Annotated in this window: 20 protein-coding genes and 1 pseudogene; 2 read left to right on the top strand and 19 right to left on the bottom strand. The window is 64.5% G+C overall.

The features are described from left to right. Positions 1-99 precede the first annotated feature (99 nt). The 12 genes from ACFVTG_RS21370 to ACFVTG_RS21315 all read right to left on the bottom strand — a co-directional run bounded on the left by ACFVTG_RS21370 (position 100) and on the right by ACFVTG_RS21315 (position 10,102). Positions 100-1,791: a ribonuclease J gene (locus tag ACFVTG_RS21370; RefSeq protein ID WP_059387811.1), complete on the bottom strand. Its 1,692-nt coding sequence runs from the start codon at positions 1,789-1,791 to the stop codon at positions 100-102. Between the two features lie 27 nt (positions 1,792-1,818). Next, positions 1,819-2,730 (bottom strand): 4-hydroxy-tetrahydrodipicolinate synthase, encoded by a 912-nt coding sequence (dapA, locus tag ACFVTG_RS21365; RefSeq protein WP_390282811.1) that lies wholly within the window; start codon positions 2,728-2,730, stop codon positions 1,819-1,821. A gap of 86 nt (positions 2,731-2,816) precedes the next feature. Continuing rightward, a complete protein-coding gene (locus tag ACFVTG_RS21360) occupies positions 2,817-3,179 on the bottom strand; it encodes a hypothetical protein (RefSeq protein WP_390282810.1) in 363 nt (120 codons plus the stop codon). 60 nt (positions 3,180-3,239) lie between these two features. Then, positions 3,240-3,728, bottom strand: coding sequence for a hypothetical protein (locus tag ACFVTG_RS21355; RefSeq protein WP_390282809.1), 489 nt, complete (start codon positions 3,726-3,728; stop codon positions 3,240-3,242). Positions 3,729-3,732: 4 nt separating this feature from the next. Continuing rightward, positions 3,733-4,491, bottom strand: a complete 759-nt coding sequence (gene dapB, locus ACFVTG_RS21350; protein ID WP_284753611.1) for a 4-hydroxy-tetrahydrodipicolinate reductase — start codon at positions 4,489-4,491, stop codon at positions 3,733-3,735. A 45-nt stretch (positions 4,492-4,536) separates the two neighbouring features. After that, complete coding sequence (locus ACFVTG_RS21345; RefSeq protein ID WP_284753612.1) at positions 4,537-4,782, bottom strand: hypothetical protein; 246 nt, start codon at positions 4,780-4,782, stop codon at positions 4,537-4,539. A 4-nt stretch (positions 4,783-4,786) separates the two neighbouring features. Further along, on the bottom strand, positions 4,787-5,572 hold the full coding sequence (locus ACFVTG_RS21340) for a hypothetical protein (RefSeq protein WP_390282808.1): 786 nt from the start codon (positions 5,570-5,572) through the stop codon (positions 4,787-4,789). A 2-nt stretch (positions 5,573-5,574) separates the two neighbouring features. Further along, positions 5,575-6,474: an ABC transporter ATP-binding protein gene (locus tag ACFVTG_RS21335; RefSeq protein WP_390282807.1), complete on the bottom strand. Its 900-nt coding sequence runs from the start codon at positions 6,472-6,474 to the stop codon at positions 5,575-5,577. After that, a complete protein-coding gene (locus ACFVTG_RS21330; protein ID WP_390282806.1) occupies positions 6,471-7,940 on the bottom strand; it encodes a PH domain-containing protein in 1,470 nt (489 codons plus the stop codon). The genes ACFVTG_RS21335 and ACFVTG_RS21330 overlap by 4 nt, the downstream gene beginning before the upstream one ends. Next, positions 7,940-8,479 (bottom strand): PH domain-containing protein, encoded by a 540-nt coding sequence (locus ACFVTG_RS21325; protein WP_390282805.1) that lies wholly within the window; start codon positions 8,477-8,479, stop codon positions 7,940-7,942. Before ACFVTG_RS21325 ends, ACFVTG_RS21330 begins: the two co-directional genes overlap by 1 nt. A gap of 79 nt (positions 8,480-8,558) precedes the next feature. Beyond that, the gene (locus ACFVTG_RS21320; protein WP_345449805.1) at positions 8,559-8,720 is read right to left on the bottom strand and encodes an aureocin A53 family class IId bacteriocin; all 162 of its coding nucleotides are present in this window, start codon (positions 8,718-8,720) and stop codon (positions 8,559-8,561) included. A gap of 194 nt (positions 8,721-8,914) precedes the next feature. Then, a complete protein-coding gene (locus ACFVTG_RS21315) occupies positions 8,915-10,102 on the bottom strand; it encodes a sensor histidine kinase (RefSeq protein ID WP_390282804.1) in 1,188 nt (395 codons plus the stop codon). Positions 10,103-10,367: 265 nt separating this feature from the next. Between ACFVTG_RS21315 and ACFVTG_RS21310 the strand changes: the two genes are divergently transcribed. Then, positions 10,368-11,027: a response regulator gene (locus tag ACFVTG_RS21310; protein WP_390282803.1), complete on the top strand. Its 660-nt coding sequence runs from the start codon at positions 10,368-10,370 to the stop codon at positions 11,025-11,027. Positions 11,028-11,050: 23 nt separating this feature from the next. On the opposite strand, the gene ACFVTG_RS21305 is transcribed toward ACFVTG_RS21310, so the two are convergent. The 7 genes from ACFVTG_RS21305 to ACFVTG_RS21275 are packed head-to-tail and all read right to left on the bottom strand — an operon-like array spanning position 11,051 to position 17,395. Continuing rightward, positions 11,051-11,506 carry a molybdenum cofactor biosynthesis protein MoaE gene (locus tag ACFVTG_RS21305; protein ID WP_345449802.1) on the bottom strand — a complete coding sequence of 152 codons (456 nt, stop codon included), beginning with the start codon at positions 11,504-11,506 and terminating at the stop codon, positions 11,051-11,053. Beyond that, positions 11,496-11,996, bottom strand: coding sequence for a MogA/MoaB family molybdenum cofactor biosynthesis protein (locus ACFVTG_RS21300; protein WP_284753619.1), 501 nt, complete (start codon positions 11,994-11,996; stop codon positions 11,496-11,498). Before ACFVTG_RS21300 ends, ACFVTG_RS21305 begins: the two co-directional genes overlap by 11 nt. Next, positions 11,993-12,562 (bottom strand): cyclic pyranopterin monophosphate synthase MoaC, encoded by a 570-nt coding sequence (gene moaC, locus ACFVTG_RS21295; RefSeq protein ID WP_390282848.1) that lies wholly within the window; start codon positions 12,560-12,562, stop codon positions 11,993-11,995. The genes ACFVTG_RS21300 and moaC overlap by 4 nt, the downstream gene beginning before the upstream one ends. A gap of 23 nt (positions 12,563-12,585) precedes the next feature. Then, positions 12,586-13,806 (bottom strand): gephyrin-like molybdotransferase Glp, encoded by a 1,221-nt coding sequence (gene glp / locus ACFVTG_RS21290; RefSeq protein ID WP_390282802.1) that lies wholly within the window; start codon positions 13,804-13,806, stop codon positions 12,586-12,588. Positions 13,807-13,852: 46 nt separating this feature from the next. After that, on the bottom strand, positions 13,853-15,412 hold the full coding sequence (locus tag ACFVTG_RS21285) for a molybdopterin-dependent oxidoreductase (protein WP_390282801.1): 1,560 nt from the start codon (positions 15,410-15,412) through the stop codon (positions 13,853-13,855). Continuing rightward, a complete protein-coding gene (locus ACFVTG_RS21280; protein ID WP_390282800.1) occupies positions 15,409-16,677 on the bottom strand; it encodes a sensor histidine kinase in 1,269 nt (422 codons plus the stop codon). Before ACFVTG_RS21280 ends, ACFVTG_RS21285 begins: the two co-directional genes overlap by 4 nt. Beyond that, positions 16,664-17,395: a response regulator transcription factor gene (locus ACFVTG_RS21275; protein ID WP_284753628.1), complete on the bottom strand. Its 732-nt coding sequence runs from the start codon at positions 17,393-17,395 to the stop codon at positions 16,664-16,666. The genes ACFVTG_RS21280 and ACFVTG_RS21275 overlap by 14 nt, the downstream gene beginning before the upstream one ends. Positions 17,396-17,592: 197 nt before the next feature. Here ACFVTG_RS21275 and ACFVTG_RS21270 point away from each other — a divergent pair. Further along, positions 17,593-17,751, top strand: a pseudogene (locus ACFVTG_RS21270) (GTP 3',8-cyclase MoaA); the annotation flags it as partial.

The raw sequence follows: 17,751 nt of genomic DNA, 5'->3' as shown, positions 1-17,751 counted from the left end.
GGCTAGACACACGAACGGCCCGGTTCGCTTGAACCGGGCCGTTCATGGACTGACTCCGGGGCGTGCCTGTGCCGGTATCGCTGGGCTAGGCCTCCGGGGCTATGCTTCCAGAACCAACGGGATGATCATGGGGCGCCGGCGAAGCTTGCGATTGACCCACGTGCCGATAACCCGACGGACCACTTGCTGGAGCTGGTGGTTGGTGTGGTCCGCGTGGTGGAGCACTGCGTCTTCGAGGGCCGCGTTGATCTTGGGGATGATCTCGTCAAAGACGGAATCGTCCTCGGCCACGCCGCGGGCGTGGATTTCCGGTCCCGAGACGATCTTGCCGGTGGTCCGGTTGATCACGGTGATGACCGAGATGAAGCCCTCGTCGCCGAGGATCCGGCGATCCTTGAGGTCGGCGTCGGTGATTTCGCCCACGCTGGAGCCGTCCACATAGACGAAGCCGACCTCCACCTGGCCCACAACGTTGGCTTTGTGGTCCCTGACGTCAATGACCGTGCCGTTGTCGCTGAGGATGACGCGGTCCGAGGGCACACCGGAGTCCTCCGCAAGGTTGCCGTTGGCGATGAGGTGCCGGGTTTCGCCGTGCACAGGCATCGCGTTCAGGGGCTTGAGGATGTTGTAGCAATAGAGCAGCTCGCCCGCGGCGGCGTGACCGGAGACGTGCACTTTGGCATTGCCCTTGTGGACGACGTCGGCGCCGAGCTTGAGCAACCCGTTGATGATCCGGTAGACCGCGTTCTCGTTGCCCGGGATAAGGCTCGAGGCGAGAATGACGGTGTCGCCCTGGCCCACCACCACGCGGTGGTCACCGTTGGCCATCCGGGAGAGGGCCGCCATGGGTTCACCCTGGGATCCCGTGGACATGAGGACTACGCGGTGGTCTGGCAGGTTGTCGATGTTCTTGATGTCCACGAGGATTCCCGGCGGGACGTCAAGGTAGCCCAGTTTCGCGGCGATAGCCATGTTGCGCACCATGGACCGCCCCACGAAGGCGACATTGCGGCCATGCTTGGCGGCGGCGTCGAGCACTTGCTGCACCCGGTGCACGTGGGAGGAGAAGGAGGCGACGATGATCCGCTTCTTGGCCTGGCCGAACAAGCGGTCCAGGGTGGGGCCGATTTCCTTTTCCGCCGTGGTGAAGCCGGGGACATCGGCGTTGGTGGAGTCGGCCATGAACAGGTCCACCCCTTCTTCACCCAGGCGGGCGAAGTGGCGCAGGTCCGTGATGCGCCCGTCGAGGGGCAACTGGTCCATCTTGAAGTCGCCCGTGTGCAGCACGTTGCCGCCGGCGGTGCGGATGAAGACTGCCAAGGCATCCGGAATGGAGTGGTTGACGGCAACGAATTCGCATTCGAAGGGGCCGAACTGCTCCACCTGCCCTTCTGCCACTGTGAGGGTGTACGGCTTGATCCGGTGTTCCTGGAGCTTGGCCTCAACGAGGGCAAGCGTCAGCTGGGAACCGACCAGCGGCAGGTCCGCACGCAGGCGCAGAAGGTACGGCACAGCGCCGATGTGGTCTTCGTGGCCGTGCGTCAGGACGATGGCAACTACGTCATCCAGCCTGTCCTCGATGTACGAGAAATCGGGCAGGATCAGGTCAACACCCGGCTGGGTCTCTTCAGGGAAGAGCACGCCGCAGTCAACCACGAGCAGCTTGCCGTTGATTTCGAAAACGGCCATGTTGCGGCCGATCTCCCCCAGCCCGCCAAGGGGCACAATCCGGAGTGTTCCCTGCGGAAGTTTGGGCGGGGTGACAAGTCCGGGAAGGGCGGTTTGGGTCATAATGCGCTACTTTCCGGCGGAATCTTTCTAGACAGTGAAGTCCATTCCAGCTTCCGCCAAGTCCTCGCGGATGATTGCGATCTCGGCGGCGTCCGGCTCCACGAGGGGCAAACGGACAACCGAGTTGGGCAGGACTCCCTGCCATTTAAGAATTTGTTTGGCGGCGACGGCGCCTTGGACCCGGGTCATGGTCGCCCGGATCACGGGCTCGAGCTCGAAGTTGATCTTGCGTGCCGTGCCAAGGTCGTTCGCGTTGATGGCGTCGATGAGTTCACGGAAACGGCGGGTGACGACGTGGGTGGTGACGCCAATCAGGCCCACGGCACCCATGGCCATCCACTGGAGGGTCAGGCCGTCGTCGCCCGAGTAGAAAAGAAGGTCGGTTTCCGCCATGACGCGCGTGGCCGCGGCGAAGTCGGCCTTGGCATCTTTGACCGCAACGATGTTGGGGTGGGAGGCAAGGCCGATCATGGTCTCCGGCGCGATCTGGATGGAGGAGCGCCCGGGAATGTCGTACAGCATGACAGGAAGCTCAGTGGCGGACGCAATGGTCTCGAAATGGGCCCGGACGCCGGCCTGGCTCGGCTTGTTGTAATACGGGGTGACGATCAAGAGACCGTCGACGCCGAGTTTCGCGGCTTCCTGGGAGAGGTGCACCGAGTGGGCAGTGTCATTGGTTCCCGTGCCCGCGATGATTGCCGCGCGACCGCCCACAGCTTCCTTCACTGCGCGGAACATGCCGAGGTTTTCCTCATCGGTGAGCGTGGACGTCTCCCCGGTTGTTCCGGTGACGACCAGGCCATCGCAGCCGTCGTCGACAAGCTTGACTGCCAGTTCCGCTGCCTGCTTGTAGTCAACTTCGCCGTCCTTGGTGAACGGGGTGACCATGGCGGTCAGAAGGGTACCGAGAGCAGGAACGTTCGCACGAGAGTCAGACATACGAAAAACGTTACCCTGTCAGCTGCGGGTTAGGAGAATGGGGCCCGCGTGATTGTCGTCAAATTCAGCGAAATGGGAGCAAGGCCTCAGGCTGAAGCGTCGCTATGGCGCCCGGGCTTCGCTGGCGTCTCCGACGCGCAATACTGCGCAACAGCAGCCTCCCGCAAGCGGTCCGCCCACGCCCCGAGCCGTTGGGCTGCCCGCACATAGTCGAACAATTCAACGGGGGTCAATGATTCAAGGTCGGCTTCTGCAAGCCGCCTGGCGAGTTCGGCTCCCGGCTTCTGCTCGCCCAGAACGGTTCCCTCGCGCCGCCACTGCATGTCTTCAGGCGGCTCCCCCGCCACAAGCTGCCGGAAGAGGAAATCGACGACGCCCGGGCTCATCGCCTTCATGGGCCCGTCCAGGCCATGGGGATAGCCGTTCGGCCGCTTCGAAGGATCGCTCATGCAGCCATGGTATTCGAACATATATTCGAATACAAGGTGTTTCCTTCGAGGCGACAGCCGCTACCGCTCCGCTGCGGTGGGCTCGCTGCGGAAGAGGCGCACGGCGTCGCGCATGGATTCCCTCGCCCGCTTTCGGTCGCCGGCGGCATCGTAGGCGCAGCTGAGCCGGAACCAGGACCGCCAGTCCTCGGGGGCGGCCTCGGCCTCCACGCGGTACTTCTCAAACTCGGCGTCCGCGGCGGCACGCACAATGCGGCCTCCCGGTGTACGGGGCAAGTTGTCCACCGGCAGCCCGCCCTCCGCTTCGAGCACCTTGGCCATCTTCTCCGTGCGTGCACCGAAGACAAGTTCGCGGATCAGTGCCCACGCTCCGATGATGGGAAGCACCAGGTAGGCAGCGCCGATTCCCTTGGCTACCAGGTTCGCGTCACTGAGCAGCAGGATCGAGCGTTCGAAGGTGACCACGAGATAGAGAACCAGCAACAGGGTGACGGCACCTACCCAGATCTTGGTGCGGTTCTCCTTGAATGCCTTCCAGAGCGGGCCCATGCGCCTACAGCCCCAGATCCAAATAGCCGTCCAGGCCGACGGTCAGCCCGGGGTGGGACGCCACATTGCGCAGTCCCAGCAACACTCCGGGCATGAAGGACGCCCGGTCGAAGGAATCGTGGCGGATGGTCAGTTGCTCTCCCGGCCCGCCCAGGAGCACTTCCTGATGCGCCACGAGTCCGCGCAAACGGACGCTGTGGACGCGGACACCGTCCACATCGCAACCGCGGGCACCGTCAAGGGCAGTGTTCGTGGCATCCGGGCTAGCGGGGACGCCGGCTTCTTCGCGGGCGGCGGCAATGAGCTGGGCCGTGCGGACGGCCGTGCCCGAGGGCGCGTCCACCTTGTTCGGGTGGTGCAGCTCGATGATTTCCACCGATTCGAAATACTTGGAAGCCTTGGCGGCGAAGGCCGAGGCAAGGACGGAGCCGAGGGCGAAGTTGGGGGCGATAAGGACGCCTGCCTCCGGGTTCGCCGCAAGCAACTCGCGCAACGCCGCGAGCCGCTCGGCGTCCCAGCCAGTGGTGCCGACAACAGCATGCATGCCGTGTTCGACGGCGAAGCGGACGTTGGCTTCGGTGCTGTCCGGAACGGTCAGGTCGACGACATACTTGGCGCCGGCGTCGAGCAGGGTATCAAGGGAATCTCCGCGGCCGAGCGCCGCGACGAGCTTCATGTCGGAGGCTTCCTCCACCGCTTTGACGGCTTCGATACCCATGCGGCCCTGGGCGCCCAACACGGCGACAGCAAGTTGTTCGGTCATGTCCTTAACCCTACCGGGCGGCGCGAACCGGACTTGCCCCGGATCCTAATCGCGGGATGGGGCGACAGATCGCGGTCGAACGAGATTTCGAAGGCCCAGCACGATGAGTCCCAACAGCGAGCCGGCAACGACGGCGAGGATGAGCATGGCAACGATTGGAATCGTCAGGGAATCGGCACCGATTTCTTGCTGAGCGGCCTTGAGTCCCGGGATGCTGATTGCGATAACGAGCGCCGCCACCACCAGCGTGGGCACAAGGAACCAAAGCCAGGATCGGGCTTTCTTGGACATGGGATCACTTTCCTTTCAATCGCAGGGCGGCTAGAAGAAGCACTCCGCCGGACCAGATCGCAAGAAGGAGGAGCGCTCCCCAGGGCCCGAGGGCGTCCCCTGGCTCGGGGGTGGTGCTGATCGCTTGCCCGACCAGTATCCCGGTGGTGATATTCGCTACTGACGTGGCGCCCTGCACCCCGCTCAGTCCGGCGATGAGGAGAGTGATCGGCGCAAGCCAAAAGACGGTGATGATGACGATCGCGGCGACGGTGGCTGAGCGCACCGCGTACCCGAGCCCTGCACCGAAGCATGAAGCGAGCGCCACCGCAGCGATAGAACGCATTACCGCGGCGACGGAGTCAGCAGAGAAGGGCGCGAACGCCCCGCCGAACACAGCAGCGAAGACGCCGACAACGAGCATGACGAGCACCGCAAGTGCTGCGGCAACCCCGCTGTACCCGAGTGCGCTCGCGGCAAGCAGCCGTCCGCGGCGCGGGACGAGCAACATCCGGAAGGCGATCGCTCCCGTCTGGTAGTCGCGGCCAACGCCGATGGCCGCAGCCAGAGCTGCCACGAACGCGAAGATGTCGACCCCGGCCGTCGCGATACCTGTCAGATCCGGTGCCGGCGAAGACACCTTTCGATAGATCGCTTGTCCAACGCCGAGCGCGAGCGGTACGGCTGCTCCGAGCAACAGCACGACCACGGACGTCCGTGTCCGGAGGATCCGGATCGTCTCGGCAGACACGAGCTCGCTCCGCCGTTGCGCGTCTTGCTGGCGAGCGATTCGGATGGGTGGGCGCAGCATCCTCAAGGAGCCTCTCCTTCGATTTTCGTGTCCACGATCCGTCGATACACGTCGTCAAGCGAGACGCTCTCGGTGCGAAGCTCATCCAAGACAAGCCCATGGGCAGCCGCAAGCGAGAACACCTCACGCGCTGTGAGGTCTGCGACGACCACGGCGCGATCGTCTGCTTTGACGATGGTGGCGCCGTTCCTCTTTGCGAGCGCGATGAAGGTGCCGACGTCCTCGCTTATGACGTTGACCCGCGGCCCGGCTCCTCGTGCAAGGTCGGCGAGGCTGCTTCGGAGTTTGAGCACGCCGTTGTTGATCAGTACGACGTCGTCAGCCACGAGCTCGAGCTCGGTGATGATGTGCGACGACAGGAGAAGCGCCGCGCCCTCATCGCGAAGTTGGAGGAGCAAGTGACGCAGCCACTGGATGCCCGAGGGGTCGAGACCGTTGAGCGGCTCATCAAGGACGTAGTTGCCCGGGTTGCCCAAGATGGCTGCGGCGAGCGCGAGACGCTGCCTCATGCCAAGCGAAAGCTCGCGCACCCTCCGTCTACGGGCCTCACCGAGGTCGACCATGGCCAGAACCCGTTCGGCCCGGGCCTTGTCCACGCCCTGAACACTTGCGCAGTAACGCAGGAGCTCAATCGCGCGGAGGTCAGGGATCAGCGCCCCGGCGTCGAGGACCGCCCCAACGCTCTGGCGTGGGTTGGGAAGCTCCCGGTATGGGCGTCCGTCGAACAACGCCCGCCCCGAATCGGGCTTCTCAAGGCCGAGGGCGGTTCGCATCGTAGTGGTCTTGCCGGCGCCGTTAGGCCCGATGAAGCCGACGATACGGCCGTCGCCGACGCTGAAGGTAACGTCATCAACCCGTGTCCGTCCGCCGTATGACTTCGTGAGTCCGATCACTTCGATCATGATGCGTGCACCTGGTCACGCGAGAGCGCCTCCATCAGCGTCGCGTGACCCGAGCCTCGGAGGAGCGCTCTGATTGTCCGAGGCACTGTGCCGCCGGCACGGAAAGCGAGCACACAAAATCGCCATCCGGACGCGTTGCCGTATATCGTCGTCGAGGCAGGGCTTGTTGAGGGGAGCACCCACGTCCTCGTGCCAAGCACCCCCGATCTCACTCGCCACAACCGGCTGTCAGTGGAGAAGTCAGCGCGCTTAACCGCCAGTTGCGCCACCGCGGTCGCGATCACCACTAACGCCATGATCACGACGACAACCGGCGGTGAGACCAGAGCCGCTAGCGTGCCCGCCACGACTCCTCCCACAGTCAAGCCTGCGCCCCATCCCAGGACCGGGTTGATGCCGGCGACCTCAACGCCGCTGACGATGCGGAATCGCGGAAGGTACTGTGCGACGAATGCGTCGATGTCTGAGTGGCGGGCAATCGGGATCACAACTGTACGGCTCGCGCTTCCGGACCCCTGAGCCCGCACGATCACTCGCAGCGAGTATCGCCCAAACACCCGCATCACGACGTTCTGCCGCATTTCGAGTGCGTCGATTCGGTCGACGCGGGTGGATTGATCCACGGTAGATATCAGCCCGCGCGATACCCGCATCTTCAGCATGCCATCGGAGTCGGGTTCCACACGGACGAGCGTCTTCGAATATTTCAGATAGGCCACTAAGGCGCCGTAAGCGACGCTCGCGGCGAGCAGCAAGGGCATTGCGGCCAGCGCAAGGCCCGGCTGCGCTCGCAACTGGTCTACGGTCCACTCGAGCTGGGCGACACCAGTGTTCCCCGTGAACCGGGAGATCAACGTCCAAAGCACCGGAATGAGAAGCATGTACTTGCCGTATGTGAGGGAGATAAGCCAGCAGTCCGCGTTCCGAAGGGAAACCGCGCTCGCCACCACGGAGGGCGCTTCGGTAACGCCTTCCGCGGGTGCCTCCTCCTGCCGGCCGGACCCTGCGGCAGTATTGACATCCTTGGCCTGCAGGGTCGGACGAACACCGTAGACGCGGGCGATCTCATCGACTTGGTCACGTGTGACCGCGTGCAGAAGCAGGCTGGCGCGTCCCCCCGCAGTACTTTGCACCCGCACTTCGAACAGCTTCCAAAACCGGTCCAGGCCGCCCTGCGAGAGATGGACGCTCGCGATATCGTTGCGAGCGATGGTTAAGGTCTCCCGCGAGAAGAGGCCTCGTCGATAGTGGAAGCCATCTGACCGTACATCCCAGGCGGTTGCCAGGTAGTCGTAGAAGATCACGTAGATCCGCGTATAGACGAAGTATGCGAGGAGCACCCACAACGCCGCGGCAATCCCGCCTTGAAACGTGGAGGTCGCGACGACGATCCCGATGACGATAAGTACAGACTGTGGCAGCGCCTTCAGGAGTCTGACCAGCATCAACAGTGGCGAGTTGCGCATCAGGCGGCTCCCCTATCGACGTTTTTCAACGCCCCCCGCAGCCGCTCAGCATCCTGCTCGTCGAGACAGGGAACCATGAACTCCCTGCCCAGTACACCTACGTGCACACTCGCAAGTCCAAAGTTGCGCAGCACCGGACCGCGTCGAAGCCGGACATAGAGAATCTGTGCCCTCGGCACAAAGGTCTCACGTCGAATCCACCGGCCCTGAGCGATCGACAGGCCCGGCGGCTCCACTCCATAACGGAACGTAAGGGCTCGTCGAGGGTTGACGATCAGGCACTCAGCGACCGTCGAGGCGACGGTCACGACCGCCAAGACAACCAGGACGATCGCGAGCCAGCCGTCTTGAAAGACCAGGCGGAAGCCGAGCAGCACGACGCAAGCGATCAGCCCGGTACAGCCAGAAGTGATGTTCCACACTGTCACCGCGCGGCGGCTCACCGCTGCCGAAAATGTCGCGCCAGCGACATCTGTCTCCGCCACTCTTGCGATCCCCCTCGCTATCCCGCGCGGGTCGTCACCTGTCGTTGTAGTCATCGCGTCACCTGCTCGCGCACGGTGGTATGACACGGAAAAGGGCGACCCCGGCTGGGCTGAGCGCGCCCTTTCCCGCTGCTCACAGCCCGAGGATGTCTCGGATCCGCCGAACGATCCAATCGATCGTCCTGCCGGCGTTGAGCCAGTCCAGCACCGTGCGCCAGTTGGCCGTCACCCAGTTGACCGCCCGGGAACCCAAGTGCATGACTGCTCGGATGACAGCCAGAATGATGGCAGGCATCGACCCACCTCACCTTCCTCTCAGTGCGACATTGTTGTCGCCACTGACTACGATTCATCCCGACCTCCCGTCTCAAACACCGTCATCCGTATCGAGTTAGACATCGTTCGAATGCACCCGTTCCTCTCGCAATGCGACCCAACGTTCGCGGACGCGAATCCTCTGACCGCGAAATCTGTTGGACTACTGGCCCATTAGAACCTGGGCATCGTCGCCGTCACGGTCCACCCCGTTTCATCACCGCCTGCCTTGAACGTTCCGCCAAGCAGCATCACCCGGTCGTTCATCCGCTTCAGTCCGTAGCCCGTCGCATCAGCGGTCAAATCCTCCCCGCCGCTGGACGGAGCATTCCAGACCTGCAATGTGATGCATTCGCGATCAGACGTCACCGCCAAACGAATCGACGGGCTCTGCCGAGCGTGCTTCATCACGTTGGTGGCTGCCTCACGTGCGATGTGCACGAGAGTCGTCTCGATGCTGTTCGAAATGGACAACTCACTGCCGGGAAAGGAGAGCTCGACCGAAGCTCCCATCGAGCCGAGTCCAAGACGTAAGGACTCCAACGTCGCTGCCAAGGACACTGCACCTGCCCCGGCTTCTCCGACCGTCTCGTCCGTCCCCTGGACTAAACGCAGCATCCGTCGGATGTCTGTGAGGGCTTGTGTCGCGGCATCAGTGATCGCACGCCTTGATGTATCGCGAGCCACGGGGTCGTCCACCAGTTCGAGGGCCCGGGCCTGCATCACAACGGTCGTGATGTCGTGGGCAATGATGTTGTGCAGCTCATCAGCGATTCGATCCCGCTCCATCTGTACGGCGGCCGCCGATTCTCTTTTGAGCCGATCAATGTCAGCAGCAAGCTGATGTTCCCTCGCTCGACCTCCGCGGAACCCCCAACCGATTAGTCCCGAAGCAAGGCCAGCGGCAACGCTGCCGATCCCGCCGCCTTGTGCGAGCCCCTGGCCAACCCCTGCCGCAACCACCGCCCACCCCGCTGTGATGACGCAGTATGAGACACTCAGCCACCGACTGCACGTACTCGTGACCAAGCCGACCGAGACGGCAAGAGCCAGAGAGTAAGGCCCACCCGCACCAAGAAATGTTGCGACGAGGCCGCATGCCGCGAGCACCATCGCCGCTATGGGAGGCCGCCATGCGAAAGCACCGATTGCGATGAGCGCGCCCACGTAAACAGCCGCGGTGGGCATCGGTGTCTGGGCAACTAGCGCCAGCACACCATCCACCAGCAACCCCACCGCGACAACGGCCGCCAATGCGAGACGAGCACCCGCCGGCAACGCTGTGTACGCCCAGAAGCCACGCCAACCGGCAGACCCGTGGACATTGTTGCGGGCAGCCTCTGCCGGACCGCTTCGCTTCATCCCCCAATTATCCAGACGAAGCGGGCGGACGCTCAGGCACACAGTCTCATTGCCCTACCCATCCGGCCGAAGATCGGCGGGCCCCAGGCGGAACGCCAGCCCGCCCACTACGCTCGCTGCAGACACGGTCAAATCCCTTTCTGCCCGAAAGTACCAACAAGCTAATCGTCGCAGCCGGCCGGCACAGGGTCTGCCGACGAAAGTCGACTCCTTGCGCGACTTTAGTCTGATCTGAGAGTCGACTCCCGACACCTAAACTGTAGGAATGGAAGGCGTGCGTGTTCTGATCGTCGATGACGAAGCCCTCGTGCGACACGCATTGCGCATCTTCCTGGAGTCAGCTCCGGCCACAGTTGTGGCCGGAGAAGCAGTTAATGGAACGGAAGCCGTCGAGCAGTACCGCAAGTTACAACCGGACGTAGTACTGATGGACATCCAAATGCCGGTGATGAACGGCATTGCCGCAACAGAGAGGATCACTGCCGAATACCCGGACGCCCGGGTGCTTGCAGTGACCACGTTCTCCTCCGAAAGCCACGTCATCGCCGCGCTCAGGGCCGGAGCCTCCGGCTATCTTGTGAAGGACACTCATCCGGACGAGATCGTCAGCGCCATCTTGGACGTGCACGCTGACAGGTCAGTGCTCTCGCCGCGCATAACTCGTGGACTCATTGCGGCCGTCCGGCACACGGCCAACCCCAACGGTCACGTCGCGCTCTCCCGCGCCCAAGCGCTCACAGAACGCGAACTGTCGATCGTGGTGTTTCTCGCGCAGGGTATGTCAAACGCCGAGATAGCACAGGCTCTCCACCTCTCCGAGGCGACGATCAAGTCGAACCTCGGCCGCATCATGAACAAATGGGACGTGCGCGACCGCGTCCAAGTACTCATCCATGCGGTGCGCACAAATCTCGTGACGTTGTAGCGCTCGCGATCCCTGCGCCCGGGCTACTCCCCTGCCCCGACCCACTCGACCGTGCCGTCGCTGAAGAACTGTTCCTTCCAGATGGGCACTTGCGCTTTGATCCTGTCCACAAGCTCCGAGCACACTGCGAAGGCTTGTCCGCGGTGTGCGGCGGCAACGGCGCAGACGAGCGCAGGTTCGCCAATCTCCAGCATGCCGATCCGGTGTGCTGCCCAGATCCGGACAGGCTGCGCAGCTTCTCCTGAGTGCTCGGCCACGAGTTTCGCGACTACGTCGGCCATGACCTGGTGCGCCGTGGGGTGGGCGCTGTAGCTGAGCCTGTCGACGGGTTTGCCGCCGTCGTGGTTGCGGACCACGCCGCTGAAGCTCACTACCGCTCCCGCCGTGTCCGATTCAACCGCCGCTATGGCCTGGTCGACGGAAATCGGCTCCGCGCTGAGGATCGCGCTGATGACTTCGAAGTCGGTTTCAGTGGTCATGACTTCCCTCCAACTGATCGCATAGGTGGGCAATAACAGGGTCCAGTACGGCGAGGCCGTCCATCACGCCCTTCGGCGAACCCGGCAGGTTCACGATGAACGTCTTGCCGGCTGTACCGGCATGGCCCCGGCTCAGCATCGCCATGGGGGTCTTGGAGGCTCCGGCGCGGCGGATACCCTCCATGAGCCCCGGTATTTCGCGGTCCAACAATGGCAACGTGACTTCCGGAGTGCGGTCATCGGGGCTCAGTCCCGTACCGCCGCTGGTAATGACGACGGCAGGTTCCTGGGTCAGTAGCGCACGGATGGCGGCACCGACAGGCTCACCATCCGGCACCACCATGACGGGAAAGGTCTCGTAGCCGTGTTCGACCAACCAGTCCAGGATCACGGGACCACTCTTGTCCTCGTAGATTCCTGCCGCAGCGCGGTTGGACGCGATGACCACGCCGGCCTTCCGCGGGCCGCGGCGGGGTTCGCAGGCGTTCATGCGCGTGGTCCTTCGCCGGGCGCGCCGGACGAGGCGGGCAGGGCCCAGTCGCCGCTCTTTCCGCCGCTCTTCGCCAGCACCTGGATGCCGCTGATCACGGCGTGCTTGTCCACGGCCTTGATCATGTCATAGACGCTCAAGGCAGCCACCGAGGCCGCGGTCAACGCTTCCATCTCCACGCCCGTGACGCCCCTGGTCTTCACAGTTGCCAGGACAACTACCGTGTCCTGGCCAAGCTCGAAGTCCACCGTGACCTTGGAAATAGGCAGCGGGTGGCACAGGGGGATGAGTTCAGGGGTCTTCTTGGCTGCCATGATGCCGGCAACCCGGGCCACGGCCAAGGCGTCCCCCTTGGGCAGCTCACCGGCCCCGAGCAGGGCAAGCACCTCGGCGGTGCTGTGGACGGTGGCTGTGGCCGTAGCCTCACGTGTGGTCACGGCCTTCTCGGAGACATCGACCATCTGGGCTGTACCATCTTGGCGCAAATGCGTAAGGGCGCCGCCGTCTTGGCTCAAATGCGCAAGGGCGCCGCCATCCTGGCTCAAGGGGGTGAGGCCGCCGACCATGCCGGCGGAGTCTGAAGTGTCATTCACAACATCCATACTTCCACTTCCGCCCCGGCGTCGAGTTCCGTGACGGCTGCAGGCACCTGGACCAGCGCGTTCGAGTTGGCGAGCGCATGGATGAGATGGGAACCGGCACCTCCCTCCAGCCTGACCGTTCCCCCCGGAAGAAGCGTGCCGCGGCGGACCTGGTGCTTGCCGGCCGGCGAAGTCAGAGACTCCGTAAGGCGGGCCTGGAGGCTCGGACGCAATGCAGGGCTTCCGACGACGGCGGCGAGCGCCGGGCGGAGGAACATTTCGAAGGACACGAGGCAGCTCACGGGATTGCCCGGGAATCCCAGGAAGGGCAAACCGTCGAACGTCCCGATCCCTTGGGGGCCGCCGGGTTGCATGGCCACCGACACGAATTCGACCGGCTGTTCCATCATGGCCTGCCGGACCACTTCGTAGGCGCCCTTGCTGACGCCCCCGGTGCTGACGATGAGATCGACAGTGCCGCCCAGGCTGCGGAGGAGCGCCAGCAGCTCGGTAGGATTGTCGCCGCTGATTCCCGTCCGCGTGACGTGGAGGCCGGACTGCAGCATGGCGGCTTCGAGCAGGGTTCCGTTGGAATCGTAGATCTTGCCTTCCGGCAGGGACGTACCGGGTTCCACGACTTCATCGCCGGTGGTGACCAGGAGCACGCGCACCGGCGTGCGGACCTCGACGGCGGTCATCCCCAGGGCGGCGAGCAGCCCCAATTGCCCCGGTCCGAGGGCGGTTCCGGCGCGCAAGGCAACGGTTCCCGCGGTGATGTCGCTCCCGGCGTCGCGGACGAACGTTCCGGGCTCAGTGGTGGGAAGGCGGACGGTTGATGGGACACCGGGGACGGGAAAGACATCAGGCACTGCCTGTTCGATGGGCACGACGGCGTCGGCACCCTCGGGCATCATGGCGCCGGTCATGATCGGGGCTGCGGTGCCGGGCATGAGCCGGACCGGTGCCGCGCCGGCCGGGACGGGATCCACGACCGTCAGCTCCGCACCGGCGTCGCTCCCTGCGTGGGGGGCCAGGTCCGCAGAGCGGACGGCAAAACCGTCCATCTGGGAGTTGGCGAACGGCGGCAGGCTCAGCGGGGCCAAGACGTCGGCGGCAAGTACCCTGCCGAGCGCCCCCATCAACGGCAGCTCTTCGGTGCCATCTACGTGTGCAAGGCCGGACAGCAGCTCCTGGACGGCTTGGCGGTGGGCTGCGACGGATCGTGCCACGAGGGTTCCTCCCGGGTTGTTTCGCTCAGACCTTCACAGCCTAATGTCAGTTGGCGGTGACATGGATGGTGTGGAACCCCGTGGCGCCGTCCGGTGCCACGGGGGTTTGGGCTTCGGGCTGCGGGGTACCCGTGGCATCGGTGGCACGGACCTGGACTTCATGGTTCCCTGAGCCCAACTCAAGGCCCAGCTGCCATTGGTACCACGTGTCCGAGGAGATCCCCGGGGCTAGCTTGGCTTCCTGCCAATTGCCTCGGTCGACGCGCAACTCCACGCGGGAAACGCCGCGCTGCTGAGCCCAGGCGACACCGCCGAACTGGACCGTTCCGGCCCTGACCGAGCGGCCGTCCCGGGGCACGTCGATGCGGGACTGCGTCTTGATGGGACCATGATCGCTCCAACCTCGCGGGACCCAGTAGCCCTGGTCGTCGGCGAAACGGGTGACCTTCAGTTCCGTCAGCCATTTGGTGGCCGAAACATATCCATAGAGGCCCGGAACGACCATCCGGACGGGGAAGCCGTGCTCGAGCGGCAACGGTTCGCCGTTCATTCCGACGGCGAGGATAGCGTCACGGTTGTCCGTGAGCGCTTCGAGGGGGGTTCCGGCGGTCCAGCCGTCAGTGCTGCGGGAGAGCACCATATCCGCCCCGGGCTTGGGCCCGGCCATGGCGAGGAGTTCGCGGACCGGCCAGCCCAGCCAGAGGGCGTTGCCGATCAGGTCTCCGCCGACTTCGTTGGACACGCAAGCGATGGTCACGTAACGCTCGATCATCGGCTTCGTCAGCAGGGTGGCGAAATCCAAGGTGACTTCGCGTTCCACCAGGCCGGTCACCTTCAGGGTCCAGTCCGGCGGATTCACGGCCGGCGGGATCAGCGCGGTGTCGATCCGGTAGAAGTCGGGGTTCGGCGTGACGAGCGGCAGCAGGCCCGGCAAGGTGAGAGCGGCGCCGTCGGGAACTTTTTCGGGAGGCGTCACCGGGGCTGGAAGGACCACCCCGTTGCGGAAGTCCGATGCCACCGTTCCTGCCCTGCGCACCACTGTTGTCACGATCCCGACGACGACCGCTGCGATCGCGGTTCCACCCAGCAATTGCATGAAGCTTCGGCGGGCCAATGGCATGTCTGCCGCCTCGGGCACGGGTCGCCAGGTTTCGAGCCGCTGGATCAGGAGCCGGAGGAAAAGCATGGTGACGATCGTGGCCACGACGGGGGCAATTGCGGCTGTCGGCGCGGCTTGGGCACGGGTCAGCACTGCAGCCAGCCCCGCAGCTCCAGCGAGCAAGGCGAGCGCCAGCCCCGCTCCTTTTCGCCGATACTCCAGGAGGCCGGCGACTGCGGCGAGGATCAAAGTGACCAGGGCGATGCTGACGATCAGGGCGATTTTGTCGGCGGTGCCGAAAAGGTTGACGGCCAGTTCCTTGGCCCAACCCGGCACGGCGTCGATGACCACACCGCCCAGGGCTGTGACGGGCGAGACGGACGGGCTCAGGAACCCGGCCAGCAACTCGCCGGCCGCCACCCCGAGTCCGATCGCCACCACGCCGCACGCAGCCGCCCACCGGGCCGCCGTCCTGGTACTGGCTTTCTTCGAAGTGGTCCTGCTCATGATGTGCCTGCCTGTTTGGTGCCCTCTGCCGGAACGGTGTCCGCGGGCACTTTCTGTATCGGAAATACCTTGGTGCGGGATGCGCTTGACTCTGCGCCCGATGGAAGGCGGAGCGTGAAACAGCAGCCCTCCCCCGTGTTCGCCACCGTGACATTGCCGCCATGCGCCTTCACAATCCCTGCCACCATGCTGAGCCCCACGCCTGCCCCGCTGTATCGCGGCAGACCCCCATCGACGGGCATTCCTGCTCCCCGGGAACGGTCCTTTTGCCAGCCGGTCTCGAAAACGTGGGCGAGATCCTCCTCGTCGATACCCCCGCAGCTGTCCACGACGTCGACGACGGCGTCGCTTCCGTCGCGTCCGACGCGAACCAGGACCCCGCCGTCGGGCCGGCTGTAGATAATCGCGTTGAGCAGCACGTTCCGGACGGCCCTTCCCAGGCTGGGGCCGTCCGCGACGGCCATGCACTCGCGGTCGCCGCCGCCGTCGAGCCGGATCCCGCGCTGGGCGGCGAGCGGCGCGAGATCGGCGATGGCGTCGCTCACGAGGTCGTAGAGGTCCAAGGATTCTGCGCTCAGCCGTAGGGTTCCCGCCTGGATTTTGGAAAGTTCGAGAAGATCGTTGACCATGACCGCCATCTGATCCGCCTGGGCGATGATCTTGCGATAGTACGCGGGGACGTCGGAGGCCATACCGTCTTCCAGCGCTTCGGCCATGGCCCGCATGCTGGCCAAGGGGGTCCGGAGGTCGTGCGAGATCCAGGAGACCAGTTCGCGGCGGGCGGTTTCGACGGCGGCTTCCCGTCGCCGGGATTCCTCCAGTTTGATGCTGCTCGCTTCGAGTTCCTGGGCGAGCTGGGCAAGCTCGGAGTTCATTGCCGGTCCGGCCCGCCGCGACCCTGGTTGTGGCAGGAACGAGCCATCGAGGGCTTCTCCGCTGCCGAGGCGCCGCGTTGCGGCCACGAGCCGGATGGCGTTTCGGGACACCCCGGCCCCGAGGACCAGGGAAATCGCGATCGCCACGGCCGAGGCTACGCCCAGGATGTACCACATGACTTCGAGGTCCACGGCGGAAATGAACATCGCATTGAAAGCGCTCACCATCCCTGCCACGAGGACAGCAACTGTGGCCACCACCACGAGGCAGATCTGCACCAGGATCGACGCGCCGCGCAGGAAACGCAGCAAGGCAAGGGTCAAGGCGCCGATGAGGACAGCCCACAGCAGCATCCAGCCCAGGATCGTGAACATTTCAGCTGGCTGCATGTCCACCTTCCTTCGCGTCAAAACGGTAGCCGATTCCCCAGACCGTTTTGAGCAGCACCGGGGTGGTGGGGTTGTCCTCGATCTTTTCGCGCAGGCGACGGACGTGGACCGTCACGGTGGACAAATCCCCGAAGTCCCAGCCCCAGACCGCCTTGATGAGATCCTCGCGGCTGAACACCTGGTTGGGCCGACGGAGCAGGAATGCCAGCAGATCGAACTCACGCGCCGTAAGCATGAGGGGCTTGCCATCCTGGAGCACCGTGCGGGAGGCCGGATCCAGTTCGAAGCCGGCGAGCTCCACGGGAGGTTCCGGGCTGAATTCCCGGATGCTCCGGCGCAACACGGACTTCACCCGGAGGACCAGCTCGCGGGGTGAGAAGGGCTTGGTCACATAGTCGTCCGCTCCCGTTTCCAGTCCAAGGATCCGGTCGTCTTCCGTGCCAAGGGCAGTCACCATGATGATGGGAACGCTCATGGCCAGGCGCAGCCTGCGGCACACTTCCACGCCGTCGAGTCCGGGCAGCATCCGGTCCAGGATGACAAGGTCGGGCCGCCTGGCGGCCGCGAGGCTCAGCGCGGTGAAGCCGTCGCCCGCGAGATCGACCTGGAAGCCTGCCTGGACCAGGTAGTCCCGGACGACGTCGGCGATGGTCTGTTCGTCTTCGACCAGCAGAATGCGGCGATTGCCGACTTCGGCAGCGTGCGGGGCGGGCTGCATGTTCACACCTTCAGCATAGATTCGCAGGGTGCCCGCGGTATGTGTTCCGGGCGCCCGCGGGCCAACCGTATGTATTCCGTAAGAAGTCGCGCCATGCGTTGCCTTCAGCGGCGGGCAACCGACGAACGTGACCCGTGGGCGATATCACGCTTCGGCCCTGCCTGGCGTAGCCTGAACCCATGAGTGTTCAGCTAGGCATGCCGTTGCCTCCCACGGGCGACGGGACGGGAAGCAGCGTGTCTGCACCCCCGCCGCGCCCTGCCGGAACTCCGGCGGGCCTGTTCGACCGTTACGGACGCCGGGCCACCGACATGCGCTTGTCCCTGACGGACAAATGCAATCTCCGATGCACGTAC

The organism is Arthrobacter sp. NPDC058127, assembly GCF_042884555.1.
Classification (GTDB): Bacteria; Actinomycetota; Actinomycetes; order Actinomycetales; family Micrococcaceae; genus Arthrobacter.
The sequence above is the reverse complement of the archived record's forward strand: the minus strand, read 5'-3'. Positions and strand labels throughout refer to the sequence as shown.